The sequence below is a fragment of the Burkholderia sp. Ac-20344 genome (genome assembly GCF_017104975.1).
Lineage (GTDB): Bacteria > Pseudomonadota > Gammaproteobacteria > Burkholderiales > Burkholderiaceae > Burkholderia.
On the sequence record NZ_JAAGPP010000006.1, the window covers coordinates 1 to 12,406 of the forward strand.

The window sequence follows — 12,406 nt, forward strand, 5'->3', positions numbered from 1 at the left end:
AGTATCCACAATTCGTCATCAACGATCGGCGCTTGCATTCCTCATGATCCCGTTGCTCAGATGCTTGAGGTTAACAGGTCGCCGGCGAAGTTAACAGCCCCTCGAGGGTCTTTTTGAACTGGCCTCTTACGAAACACCGACAACGCCGCTCACGTTCGCGCATTGCCAATTGCGTCGGCAATGCCCAGAATGACGGCTCGTCCGGGGCTTCCAACAATCATTCGCCCCGGCTCTGCTCCCGGCCGCGCGCCGCACGCCCCCACGACGATGCAACCGAACACCCCGCCCGGCGCAATCCGCGCGATCGGCAACGACTGGTCCGTTTCCGCGATTACCGCGGGCTTTCTCGCGGTGCTGATTTCCTACGCGGGCCCGCTCGCGATCTTCTTCCAGGCCGCGCAGGCAGCCCATGCGTCGAACGCGATGGTGTCGTCGTGGGTCTGGGCGATCTCGATCGGCGCGGGCATCTCGGGCCTGTTCGCGAGCTGGAAGCTGAAGGTGCCGGTCATCACCGCGTGGTCGGCGCCCGGCACCGCGCTGCTCGTCGGCCTGTTTCCGCAACTGACGCTCAACCAGGCCGTCGGCGCGTACATCACGGCCGCGCTGATCATCCTGCTGATCGGCGTGACCGGCTATTTCGACCGCCTCGTGCGCCACATTCCGCGCGGCATCGCGTGCGGAATGATGGCCGGCATCCTGCTGCCGTTCGGCACGCATGCATTCGCCGCCGCGTCGGAGCAGCCCGCGCTCGCGTTCGGGATGATCGCGGCCTACGTGATCTTCAGGCGCCTGCTGCCGCGCTACAGCATCGTGCTCGTGCTATTGACGGGCGCCGCGCTCGCCACGCTGCTCGGGATGACGCACCTCGGCAACGTGTCGCCAAGCATCGCGCACCCGATCTTCATCGCGCCCGAATGGACGCTCGGCACGACGCTCAGCCTCGCATTGCCGCTCGTCGTCGTCAGCCTCACCGGCCAGTTCCTGCCGGGCATGACGATCCTGCGCGTGTCCGGCTATCACACGCCCGCGCGGCCGATCATCACGGCGACCAGCGTGATGTCGCTCGTGGTTGCGTGCTTCGGCGGGATCACGATCGTCGTCGCGGCGATCACGGCCGCGCTCTGCACCGGCAAGGACGCGCATGAGGATCCGGACCGGCGCTACATCGCCGGGCTCGCGAACGGGGCGATCTACCTGATCGGCGGGCTCTTCGCGGGCACGATCGTCACGGTGTTCTTCGCGCTGCCGAAGGCATTCGTCGCGATCCTCGCGGGGCTCGCGCTGATCGGTGCGATCGGCGCGAACGTGCACGGGATCTTCGACGACGAGAACCACCGCGAAGCATCGCTGATCACGTTCCTCGCGACCGCGTCGGGCATGACGTGGCTCGGGCTCGGCTCCGCGTTCTGGGGGATCGTGATCGGGTCGCTTTCGTATGCGGTACTGAACAAGGCGTGGCGATCGGCGTAAGGTGCATCGCGCGTCGCCGCCTCGGCCAGTCAGATGTGCATTATGCGCACGCACAGGAACGCCAAGACCCAATGGGCAGCCACCATACCAACAAGATATCCAGCAATGACGAGCGGCGGGCGGCGCCGCGCAAACAGGTAGAAGCCCAACGCCGCAAAGAGAATCATCGGGCCAAAGACGTACGAGAACAGCTTGATTGTGCTCTGCATGGTTACGGCGCAAGCATCGACGCCGCCGCCACACTCGCCCACGCGCGGGGCGCAGAGGCTCGAAAAGACTGAGCACAAATAGCTGTCAATCAACGTCCATATGACAACACTAGCGACGCCAGCGATCCCGAATCCTGCGGTCCCGAAGAAACGGCGCATTACTTGATTTCCCAAAAAAGTATCTGCTTGGCGTTGCGCAGGTCCGACCAACCGAAATCAGTATCGGGGAGAAGTTCGTGCAGGCCGAAAGCTCTGCCGAACGTTGATATCACTCCAGGCACACTGCTGACCGTCATTCGCGAGCCGTTCCACAAATCGATGTGACCACCACTCGCATTCGCGGTCGATTCGCCGCCGCGCGTCCAGTACCTGGAGAACTGTATGATACCGGTGCGTCCCTTGACCTTCGACTCCCAGTCCGACCCCGTGATGTCCTCTGTCTTGGGGAGGCCGGCGAATGGCTGAAGCCGCAGCCAGTTGCCCATCTCTTCGGCACGCGTTGCGGTCGGTTTGCCATCGAGCATGATTCGGCCGATGGTCTTCGCGCCCGACACGGGCTTTACCGTCTTCGAGTTGAATGACTTCATGCCAACGCCGACGCGATGCAACGTGACGCTCATCCGAATGGCGCATTGATTTGTGTAGGCGGGGTCGTCATATGGCTTGCCCGAGGGGAAGTTATCCCAAAGCTCTTTAAACGTGACGCCTGAAAGGGGTACTTCCTTCTCTGAACCTTGCGTGCTGTTCGAACGGATTTTGATGGGCTTAGGGTGTGGCACGCGTCATTCTCCGTAATGTTTCACGAGAGCGTCGTCGCCCCAATAGATGGTGTAGTCGTCGGAGTTGTCGCCGGTGTGAATGCGGGGAAGCCGGCCGCTCGCATCAAGACTCCCGTAATGCACGCGACCATCCGACGTTTCGATGTAGTACGGCATGCCTTCCGTCGCGTGTTCGGTTGCCTTCACGCGTTCGTCGTATGCGCCTTTCTTGACCGATGCGACGCCACCGGTTGCAGTGCGGCTGGAAACGACTTCCCCGAGCCCCTTTAGCCCATCATTGCACCACGCTTCGCCGGCAAGTGAAGCCATGATTCGGGGTGGCGTCGAGCAACCGCACAGCACGACGTCTTGGTCTAGTGCGACCTCGCCTCGAAACTTGAGCCGATATGGACCACCCGCCTTTGCGATGACGCCGGTGTTTTTGCAAGCGTCGCAGAATGCACTTCCGCCAATCAGAGCTGCTTGATGCCCATGAACATGGAATGGTGGCCCGCTGTATGGCTGAATTGCCCCGCCACTTGAAAGACCATCGCCAACCACTGCAATGCGTCGCTTCATTGACTGATCCTCTTGAAAAGACCAATCCTAATCGCGTCACGAATCGGCTCATCTCAATAAAATTCGGATTACATAAAATAGAAACGCCCCGCGCCGGTGAGTAGCCGACGCGAGGCGGTTCGTTGCTTCGATACCGATGTCCTGCGCCTGTACGCGCGACCGGGCCAGCAGCAGCGAGTGTCCCGCGCGCCAACTGAAGACGGTTACGTCGTCGCCGTGGCAATCGAGCAGGCACCACCGCCCGAGTTGTCGTGCAGGCCTACCGACACGATGCCGCCAAGATCGTCCAGGACGATCTTCGACGACGAGAACCACCGCGAGGCATCGCTGATCACGTTCCTCGCGACCGCGTCGGGCATGACGTGGCTCGGGCTCGGCTCCGCGTTCTGGGGGATCGTGATCGGGTCGCTTTCGTATGCGGTACTGAACAAGGTGCGGCGACAAGCGTGATGGGCAACGCATGTCGCCGCCGCTGTTATCGCGCGTGCTGGCGCACCAGTTGCGCGAGCGCGTCGGTCAGCGTCGTCGTCCCGTAAAGCCGCTCCGACACACCCGCCTCGACGTCGATCTGCCCCGCGTTGTGCACGTCGTAGAGATCGACGATCAGTTGCGCATGCCGTTCGCTGAGGCCCGCGCGCAGCAGCGTCGCGGCCCAGGTGTCGCGCGGCAGTTCATGCGCGACGATGGCCCGGCCGGCCGCCGTGCCGAGCGTATCGGCGATTGCCGTCACGCTCACCCGCCGCGGCCCTTCGACACTGACGATGCGCGGCCCGTTGCCGCCTTCTGGCGCATCGAGCAGCAGCCGCGCCGCAACGACACCCACATCGGGCGCCCAGACCGTCGGAAACACCTTGCCGACCGGATGGTGAAAGCTCGGCAGCACGCCGGTGCCGAGCGCGACCGGCAGGATGCGCGTCCAGTTCTGCAGATGCTCGGCCGAACGCAGCAGCGTCACGTGCGTCCGAATCGTCCGCAGCCGTTCCTCGAAGTGATGAAACAGCCGGGTGATGCCCGTATTGCCGTCGCGCTCCGCGCCGTAGTCCGACAGCGCGAGCAGCACCGGCGGCGGGTTTGCAGCAAGCGCGGCGGTCGCGACGTCGATCGTCCGCGTCATCGTCGCAGCCGGATCGGGGTCGGCGACCGGCACCGGGCACAGTATCTGCACGGCACGCGCGCCGTCGATTGCCGACGCGATCGCGTTCGCGTCCGTCAGTTCGGCGATCGCGACGTCACAGCCGAGTTGCACGAAACGTTCACGATGGCGTGCGTCGCGCAACACCGCGCGCACGGGATGGCCGGCGTTGCGCAAGGCCGTCACGGTCGACTGGCCGACGCTGCCGGATGCACCGAAGATCACGAACACGATCCGCTCCTGGGGGGGATGAAGGTGGGGCGATTGTCGGGTTGGGCGGGGGGAACGGCGCGCAGGGAGGGACGAATACAGCAGGAAAGGATGATGGATTGGGTGGCGGCTGCCATGCGCATTGTCCGCTGCGTCGCCTGCCGCTTCGAATCGGACGGTCTGCCGATGACGAGCAGCGACACACCCGCGATGAATGCGCCGCTCACGCTCAAGGCGTTGTGCTTCAGCAGGCACGTCGAGACGGGAGACGGTGAAGCGCTTTCCGGATGCGGGCGAATGCGGCGATTGTCCAACAGCCTGTTGGAGAATTGCCCCAGGCTCCAACGCGACAACGCATCTCCGGGCGCGGTGTCACCGCGCCGTTATGCGCCACTCCCGCTGCCCTCGCCACCATAAGCCAGCCGCAGCCCGCCCCGCGCGCCCGATCGCGCAATCTCGGTCGGCGTCGCGCCCAGCACACGATTCATCCAGTTCGCCATGTGGCTCTGGTGCGCAAACCCGGCTTCGAGCGCGATCTGGCTGATGCTGAGCCGGCCTTCGAGCAGCAACGCCTTCGCGCGCTCGACCCGGCGCCGCACGACGTACTGGTGCACGGGCATCCCGACCGTTTCGCGGAACAGCACCTTGAAATGCGGCACGCTGATCGACACGAGCGCCGCGAGTTCGGCAAGCGTCATGCGCCGGTCCAGGTTCGCTTCGACATAGTCGATTACACGCGCGGCCGCCTTCGGCGCGAGCGTGCGGCGGCGCTCGCGAAACGCCGGCTCGCCGTCGACCAGCCGTGCAACGAGCGCCGTGCACAGGCTTTCCGCATAGAGCGGATCCGACGCGTCTTCCGCTTCGAGTTCCGCGGCCATCGCCCACGCGATGTGCTGCAGGCGCGGGTCGCGCACCTGCAGCCGGCGGCGGATCTGCCCCTGCGACGGTTTCAGCTCGAGCTGTTCGACGATCCGCCGCACGAACGTGTCGCTGAGCGCGATATGGAGGATCCGGCAGTCGGCGCTGTCGGTCCACTGGCCGGGCAGGCCGGCCGGAATCACGTCGACGTCGCCATGCGCCTGGATGCGCGACACGCGCTCGCCGTCGCACACGCAATCCGCGCGAACGGGCGACCCGATATGCACGCCGATCCGGTGATGCTCGGCCGCCGGAATCCGGTAGGTGCCCGCGCGGATCTGCAGCAGCGACGCGCCGAAGCCGTGCCAGCCGAGCCCGCGGCTGGAGCGCAGGCTGACCGGGACGCCGTTGTCCGTCGGCGCGGCGAGAATCGCATCGCTCATGGCGTTCCTCCAGTGGATCGGGATGTCGAACGCGCATTGTGACGCGTTTTCGAGCCGCCTGCCGGGCCTGCCAGCGACGCGCCCGGGTCGAGCAGAAAAAGATCATCCGTTTCTGCTCGGGGCCATCCTTGCGTGTGCGCCGGCGGGCGCCGCGACGCTTACGATGGCCCCATCCGACACCTACGGAGACCGTCATGCCCCATTGCCTTGCGCAACGCGCCGCGCTCACCGCGCCGTCGCCCGCCGCCGCCACCCGCCCGTCATCCGGCCCCCGCTCCCGCACCGACCGCTCCACGCTCGCCGCCTGGTGCCTGCGCATCGTCGGCGGGTACCGGCTCGAACGGCTGCTCGCGTCCATCCCCGACAGCAACGACGACTTCGGGCTCGTCTGAGCGGCCGCGCGGCCTACATCGTTCGCCTACTTGCGCCGCCGCTCGTGCGGCGCCACCGTCGCGCCGTCGATCACCGGTGCGCCCTGCTTGATCAGGAAATCGCGGAACAGCCCCGTGACCTGCGAAATGCGCCGGTCGGCGAGCGTGACCACATACCATTCGCGCTCGATCGGGTTGCCGGGGAACGGCAGTTGCCCGAGCAGCCCGGTGCGCAGTTCGAGTGCACACGCGTGCAACGACAGGAACGCAACGCCGAGCCCCGCTTCGGCCATCTGCTTGATGGCCTCGTTGCTCGACAGTTCGGAGCCCACATGGAACCGGTAACCCGCGTTCTTGAACAGGCTCTCGACGGTCGAGCGCGTACCCGCGCCGCGTTCGCGCACCAGCAGGTGCGCGGATTCGAGATCCTTCAGCGCGACGCGCTTGCGCTGCATCAGCGGATGGCCGGGCGCCGCGACGAACACCATCGGATGCTTCGCGAACTCGACCGCATGCGTGCGCAGCTCCTTCGGTGCGCTGCCCATCACCGCGAGATCGATTTCATGCGTCGCGAGCATGCGGATGATGTCGTCGCGATTGCCGACCTTGAAATAGGTCTTCACATGCGGACGTGTCGCGGTGAATTTCACGAGCAGCGGCGGAATCAGGTATTCGGCCGTCGTGATCGCGCCGATCCGCAGCGTGCCGCCGAGATCGCCCGTGAGCGCGGCCACTTCGTCGCCGGCCTCGCTCCACAGATGCAGGATCTCGCGCGCATAGCGCGACACGATCTCGCCGGCCGCGGTCAGCTGCACGCCGCGCCCCACCCGCTGCAGCAATGCGGCGCCCACCGCCTCCTCGAGCAGGCGAACCTGCAGCGACACGGCCGGCTGCGTCAGGTTCAATTCCTCGGCTGCCCGCGACACGCTGCCGAGCCGCGCAATCATGTCCAGCGCCTTCAGCTGCCGGAACGTCGCGGTCTTTCCTATAAGTGAATACATATGAGTCGCTTATAAACATTAAATTGTTCGTGTGGGTTCGAAACTATATCGTCGGTTCTTGAGCAATGTCATCCGAATCGTCATTCAGCGGGAGCCCAACATGGACAACACCACGCCCAACCTTGCAACGGACCGCGCACCGCGCCTGCCGCGCATCGTGATCGTCGGCGGCGGCGCCGGCGGCCTGCATCTCGCCACGCGTCTCGGCGATACGGTCGGCCGCCGCGGGCAGGCCGAAGTCGTGCTCGTCGACCGTTATCCGACGCACTTCTGGAAGCCGCTGCTGCACGAAGCCGCATCGGGCCATCGCGACCCGGCGTCCCACACGATCGAATACGCGGCGCAAGCGAAGCGCCACGGGTTCCGCTTCGTGCAGGGCGCGCTGCAGCGGGTCGACCGCACGGCACGCACGGCGACGATCGCGGCCGTGCACGATGCGGACGGCACGGAAATCCTGCCGCAGCGCGAGCTCGGCTATGACGACCTCGTGCTCGCCGTCGGCAGCGTGACGAACTTCTTCAACGTGCCGGGCGCGGCACGTCATGCGCTGCCGCTCGAAAACCTCGACCAGGCCGAGGATTTCCGCCGGAAGTTCCTCGCAGCCTGCACGAAGGCGAATCACCTGGCCGAGCAGCAGCCCGCGCGGCATGCGGCGCCGATCTGCATCAACGTGATCGGTGCGGGCGCGACCGGTGTCGAGCTGGCAGCGGCATTGCGGGATGCGATCCAGCAGCTGACGACGTACCGCTTCAAGGCGCTGGTGTCTGCGCGCGACGTGCACATCCGGCTGATCGAAGGCGGCCCGCGCATCCTGCCGGCGCTCGACGAGCGGCTGTCCGGCAAGATGCACGCGCAGCTTCGCGCGCTGAACGTCGACGTGCTGACCGATACACGCGTGGCGGACGTCGGCGCGGACGCCGTGACGACCGCGACCGGCGAACGGCTCGCGAGCGACATCACGATCTGGGCAGCCGGCGTGGCCGGCCCCGCGATCCTGCGGGAAATCGGCGACATCGCACTCAATCGTTCGAACCAGGTGATCGTGACCGACACGCTGCAGACGCCGGACGACCCGCACGTGTATGCGTTCGGCGACTGCGCCGCGTGCCCGACGGCCGGTGCGAGCGGCATCCTGCCGCCGCGCGCGCAGGTCGCGTACCAGCAGGCCGTGTACCTGGTCAACGCATTCGCGCGCCGCGTCGCCGGCAAGCCGGTGGCCGGCTTCACGTTCCGCGATGCGGGCACCGTCGTGTCGCTCGGGCACGCCGGCGCCGCCTATCAGGCCGACCTCGGCGTGCGCTCGCGCTCGCTGATCGTCGACGGGCTCGCCGCGATCGGCCTGTACAAGTTCCTGTATCGCAAGCACCTGTTCAGCGTGGTCGGCGTGAAGCGTGCGCTGTTCCAGTCGCTGAGCCACTGGCTGCAAAGCCGCAACCAGCCGTCGATCAAGCTGCACTGATCGCGTCGACTCACACACGGTATCGCAAGGCGGCATATCGGGCGTGCATCGCTCGGTATGCCGTTTTTTTTTATGCATATGCCCAATGCATTCAGACCGTGCGCAACGTTGGTGCATCACATCGCAGGCCGTCGATACGATGCCGTTCGCGCGGAATATCCCGTGCAACACGCATCCCGCGCCCACATTGGCTCACCACCCGATTCATTAGTCAAATCGTATGAGTCGAATATAAATATTAATTAGTCGCATTTTCCGGATCGACGCTAAGGTGTGTGGCATTCCCGTCGGCGAACGGATCATCACGTTTCTGAAGAGGAATCACCGTGGTTATCGAAGCCATCGTCACCCGTCTCGACGCTGCATTCGCGCAAATCGAAGCCACACCGGATTCGCATGAATCGCGCCATCAACGCGACGCGATCATCCAGTGGCTCGACCGAGCATCGGAAGAAGGATATCGACTCGGTCTCGTCACGACGCTGCCGGCCGCACGGCTCAGCGACATGTTCGAAGGCCAGTTCGGCCGCGCGAACCTCGACCGCTTCTCGGTCGTCGTCACGGACGCCAATCAGCAGGACTCCGGATCAAACCAGCATCCCTTCGACGTCGCGCTGCAGGCACTCGGCGTGCCGCCCGAGCGCGCGGTGGCAATTGCGAGCAGCGAACCGGAGCGCCGCGAAGCCGAGCATTTCGGCCTGTCGCGTTGCGTGAACATCACCGACACCGTGGGCTCGATCGCATCGGCCGGCCTGCACTGAACGCCGGCACACGGGCCGGCGGCGGCCGGCTCTCCGCGATCCGGCGGCAATCCGACGTTTATCCGACGTTTGTCCGACCGAATCCTGACATTCTGCTGTCAAAGTTGCTTGCAACACTTCGGGGCTTGACCGATCCCGCCCGTTGCATGCCACGATGACACACCCGACCCGCACCGCCACCGCCCTCGCGATTGCCTGCCTGCTGCTCGCCGCTTGCGGCGGGGACGACTCGCCGCCGCCCGCGGCCTCTGCCGACAACAGCGGCTCGACGCCCGCACCGCAGCCGCAACCCCAGCCCAAGCCGACACCCGCGACGTACTACCAGACGAAAACGCCGTACCGTCCGCAGCAGGACGCGGCGACGTACGAAGCGCCGCCGGCCGGCTACGCGCCCGTCTATACCGAACTCGTCGCGCGCCACGGCTCGCGCGGGCTGTCGGGATTCAAGTACGACGGCGCGATCTACGCGATGCTGGTCAAGGCCGAGGCCGACGGCGCGCTGACCGCGCTCGGCGCGCAACTCAAGGCCGACACGTACGCGATGATGAAGGCCAATGCACTGCTCGGGTATGGCGTGGCGGGTATCTCGACGCCGGGGTACGGCAACCTCACGCAGACCGGGATCCGCGAACACCAGCAACTCGCAGCGCGCCTCGCGCAGCGGCTGCCTGCGCTGTTCGCGGCCGGCAACCGGCAGGTCGTCGTCGTCAACTCGGGCCAGGATCGCGCGGTCGACAGTTCGACGTATTTCTCCGCGTCGCTCGTGGCCGCGCAGCAGGCACTGGCCCCGGCGATCACGCTGCCGGCCGCGCCGTCCGGCTATCCCGCGAACGCGCCGGTCGCCCAGCCGGCCGGCACCCACCGCTTCCTGCTGTATTTCCACTCGCTGAAGCCGGCCACCGACCTCGTGACCGATACGGGCAATCCGTACTACGCGACCTACCAGGCGAGCCAGGCATACCAGGCCTATGCGAACGACGCGACGGTGGCCGCGAAGCTCAACGCGATCAAGGCCGCGCCGCAGGCTGGCGATGTCGCGCAAACGGTGCTGTCCGCGCTCGTGTCGCAGGCATTCCTCGCGAAGCTCGGCACCGACGGCTACACGTTCGCGAACACGGGAACCTATGCGTTCACGTCGGCGGACGGCAAGTTCACCAACACGCTGAAGGGCGACGGCAAGACGAAGATCGCGACGGCCGTCGATGCGGTAAACGTGCTGTACAACCTGCTGCAGGTCGCGCCCGCGATGGCGGCGGAAACCGGCGGCGTCACGATGGAGAAGTACATCGGCGCGGATCAGGCGCAGTATCTCGCGTATCTGCAGGATGCCGAGGACTACTACCAGAAGGGGCCCGGGATCCAGGAAGCGAACCCCGTCACGTACCGGATGGCGAAAGTGCTGCAGGACGACTTCTTCGGCGAAGTCGATGCGATCGCGCGCGGCGACCTGACCCGCGCCGCGAAGCTGCGCTTCACGCATGCGGAGATCGTGATTCCGTTCGCGTCGATCATGAACCTGAAGAACGTGTTCGTGCCGACGCCGCAGGCACAGACCTACACGTACGCGAACAACCCGTGGCGCGGCGACCAGGTGTCGCCGATGGCTGCGAACATGCAGTGGGATGTCTATCGCAACGGATCGCGTCTCATCGTGAAGATGCTGTACAACGAGCGCGAAACGGATTTCCAGGCTGCGTGCGACGGCGCGAAGATCGCGCCGGGTAGCCACTTCTACGACTACGCGGGGTTGAAGCAGTGTTACGGGTATCAGTGAGGTGAGGTGATGCGGGCAGCGGGTTACCCAACCCGCTCGCCCCGATGCCCGCCGGCCATCTCCGGCTCGGCCAGCCTCACCTCGATCCGCTCCTTGCCCTTCCCTGTATTCCTGCGCTTGAGCGTCAGCATGCCGATCTCGCCGGTCGACGCCGGATGCGTGCCACCGCACGCCATCGTCGCGAAGCCGTCGACCGTCCAGAACCTGCGTTGCGCGTCGACGTGGCTGACGACGGTATCCAGTGTGGTCTGGTAGGGATCGTCCCAGAATACTTTCTTCGTCATTGCCCGCCATGCCTTTCGCCGAGGAAAGCACGCAGGTTAGCCGGAGCGAGTGTGCGTGGCTTGTACGGTCTTGCGCTCTGGCGCCGACGCATCCGCGTCACGCACGGCACGCGACGTTGTCTCAGTCGCGCTCTCGCCCTTGCGCTCGACACGCCACGTATGAATCGGCCGATGCCCCGGCCGCTCCCACTCGGGCGGCATCCACAGGTGTTTCAGCCGCTGCAGGACGGACCCGGATGCGAATACGTCGCGCCACATGTCGACGAATTCGTGCAGGTTCAGCACCAGGAAGTTGTACGAACGAATCTGCTGCGTGATGCCATAGTCGACCGGCTCCGTTTCCTCGACATACGTGCCGAACAGGCGATCGAAGATGATCAGTACACCGCCGTAGTTCTTGTCGATGTACCGCGGATTGCGGCCGTGATGCGCGCGATGGTTCGACGGCGTGTCGAACACGTACTCGAACCAGCGCGGCAGCCGCGCGATCGCCTCGGTATGCACGAAGTACTGGTACGCGAGATCGACCGCGAGCAGGAACAGCACGACGGCGGGCGGGATGCCGAGCCAGACCGGCGGCAGGTAGAACACGAACACGCCGACGAATGCATTCAGCAGCGACTGCCGCATCGCCGTCGTGAAGTTCATCACTTCACCGCTGTGATGCGGCACGTGCGCAGCCCAGAACCAGCGCACGCGATGCGACGTGCGATGAAACCAGTAGTAGCAGAACTCCACGACGACGAAGATCGGCACGATCGTGAAGCCGTTCACCGGCACGTCGAACAGCCGGTGCCGGTAGACCCACGCGAAGATCGCGCCCGTGAACAGGAGCCCCATCACGGTCTCGGCCACCTGATAGCCGGCGCCGAGCGACAGGTTCGCGACGATTTCCTTCCAGCGAAACGGCTCGCGGCGGCCGCGCCCGGTCATCACCGCGTATTCGATCGCGAACGCGATCAGGAAGACCGGCGTCATGCCGATCAGCAGCACCTGCTTCCAGTCCACGTCGTTACCCAGGAACGCATGGAGCCACGTCATCAACTCGGTCGGCATGTTCACGGCCTCGATCGGGAACTGACCGGCAGTATGGTCGC

The 12,406-nt window shown here is 65.3% G+C and carries 13 protein-coding genes and 1 pseudogene; 6 read left to right on the top strand and 8 right to left on the bottom strand.

Features of this window, described 5'->3' with window-relative positions; translation table 11 throughout:
• Positions 1–267 precede the first annotated feature (267 nt).
• Positions 268–1,470, top strand: a complete 1,203-nt coding sequence (locus G3N64_RS03455; protein WP_205782408.1) for a benzoate/H(+) symporter BenE family transporter — start codon at positions 268–270, stop codon at positions 1,468–1,470.
• Positions 1,471–1,499: 29 nt separating this feature from the next.
• On the opposite strand, the gene G3N64_RS03460 is transcribed toward G3N64_RS03455, so the two are convergent.
• From G3N64_RS03460 to G3N64_RS03470, 3 genes are read right to left on the bottom strand one after another with little or no spacing between them, the layout of a single operon-like run.
• Positions 1,500–1,838 (bottom strand): hypothetical protein, encoded by a 339-nt coding sequence (locus G3N64_RS03460; RefSeq protein WP_205782409.1) that lies wholly within the window; start codon positions 1,836–1,838, stop codon positions 1,500–1,502.
• On the bottom strand, positions 1,838–2,458 hold the full coding sequence (locus tag G3N64_RS03465) for a type VI secretion system amidase effector protein Tae4 (RefSeq protein ID WP_205782410.1): 621 nt from the start codon (positions 2,456–2,458) through the stop codon (positions 1,838–1,840). The genes G3N64_RS03460 and G3N64_RS03465 overlap by 1 nt, the downstream gene beginning before the upstream one ends.
• 3 nt (positions 2,459–2,461) lie before the next feature.
• A complete protein-coding gene (locus tag G3N64_RS03470; RefSeq protein WP_205782411.1) occupies positions 2,462–3,016 on the bottom strand; it encodes a PAAR domain-containing protein in 555 nt (184 codons plus the stop codon).
• Between the two features lie 294 nt (positions 3,017–3,310).
• Here G3N64_RS03470 and G3N64_RS03475 point away from each other — a divergent pair.
• Positions 3,311–3,466 (top strand): annotated as a pseudogene (locus tag G3N64_RS03475) (benzoate/H(+) symporter BenE family transporter); the annotation flags it as partial.
• A gap of 25 nt (positions 3,467–3,491) precedes the next feature.
• On the opposite strand, the gene G3N64_RS03480 reads toward G3N64_RS03475, so the two are convergent.
• Positions 3,492–4,379: an NAD(P)H-binding protein gene (locus G3N64_RS03480; protein WP_205782412.1), complete on the bottom strand. Its 888-nt coding sequence runs from the start codon at positions 4,377–4,379 to the stop codon at positions 3,492–3,494.
• A 362-nt stretch (positions 4,380–4,741) separates the two neighbouring features.
• Positions 4,742–5,659 (bottom strand): AraC family transcriptional regulator, encoded by a 918-nt coding sequence (locus tag G3N64_RS03485; RefSeq protein WP_205782413.1) that lies wholly within the window; start codon positions 5,657–5,659, stop codon positions 4,742–4,744.
• Between the two features lie 194 nt (positions 5,660–5,853).
• Here G3N64_RS03485 and G3N64_RS03490 point away from each other — a divergent pair, with 194 nt between their 5' ends.
• Complete coding sequence (locus G3N64_RS03490; RefSeq protein WP_205782414.1) at positions 5,854–6,051, top strand: hypothetical protein; 198 nt, start codon at positions 5,854–5,856, stop codon at positions 6,049–6,051.
• A gap of 26 nt (positions 6,052–6,077) precedes the next feature.
• On the opposite strand, the gene G3N64_RS03495 is transcribed toward G3N64_RS03490, so the two are convergent.
• Entirely contained in the window at positions 6,078–7,031 is a 954-nt protein-coding gene (locus G3N64_RS03495) for a LysR family transcriptional regulator (RefSeq protein WP_046548935.1), read from the bottom strand.
• 100 nt (positions 7,032–7,131) lie between these two features.
• Between G3N64_RS03495 and G3N64_RS03500 the strand changes: the two genes are divergently transcribed.
• The 3 genes from G3N64_RS03500 to G3N64_RS03510 all read left to right on the top strand — a co-directional run bounded on the left by G3N64_RS03500 (position 7,132) and on the right by G3N64_RS03510 (position 11,025).
• Complete coding sequence (locus tag G3N64_RS03500) at positions 7,132–8,490, top strand: NAD(P)/FAD-dependent oxidoreductase (protein WP_205782415.1); 1,359 nt, start codon at positions 7,132–7,134, stop codon at positions 8,488–8,490.
• Between the two features lie 326 nt (positions 8,491–8,816).
• The gene (locus G3N64_RS03505; protein ID WP_205782416.1) at positions 8,817–9,251 is read left to right on the top strand and encodes a phosphatase; all 435 of its coding nucleotides are present in this window, start codon (positions 8,817–8,819) and stop codon (positions 9,249–9,251) included.
• 154 nt (positions 9,252–9,405) lie between these two features.
• Positions 9,406–11,025 (top strand): histidine-type phosphatase, encoded by a 1,620-nt coding sequence (locus tag G3N64_RS03510; RefSeq protein WP_205782417.1) that lies wholly within the window; start codon positions 9,406–9,408, stop codon positions 11,023–11,025.
• A gap of 23 nt (positions 11,026–11,048) precedes the next feature.
• Here the strand turns inward: G3N64_RS03510 and G3N64_RS03515 are convergent, their stop codons facing one another.
• Positions 11,049–11,309 carry an alanine-tRNA synthetase second additional domain-containing protein gene (locus G3N64_RS03515; RefSeq protein WP_346778797.1) on the bottom strand — a complete coding sequence of 87 codons (261 nt, stop codon included), beginning with the start codon at positions 11,307–11,309 and terminating at the stop codon, positions 11,049–11,051.
• A 36-nt stretch (positions 11,310–11,345) separates the two neighbouring features.
• Positions 11,346–12,365, bottom strand: coding sequence for a sterol desaturase family protein (locus G3N64_RS03520; protein WP_205782418.1), 1,020 nt, complete (start codon positions 12,363–12,365; stop codon positions 11,346–11,348).
• Between the last annotated feature and the right edge of the window lie 41 nt (positions 12,366–12,406).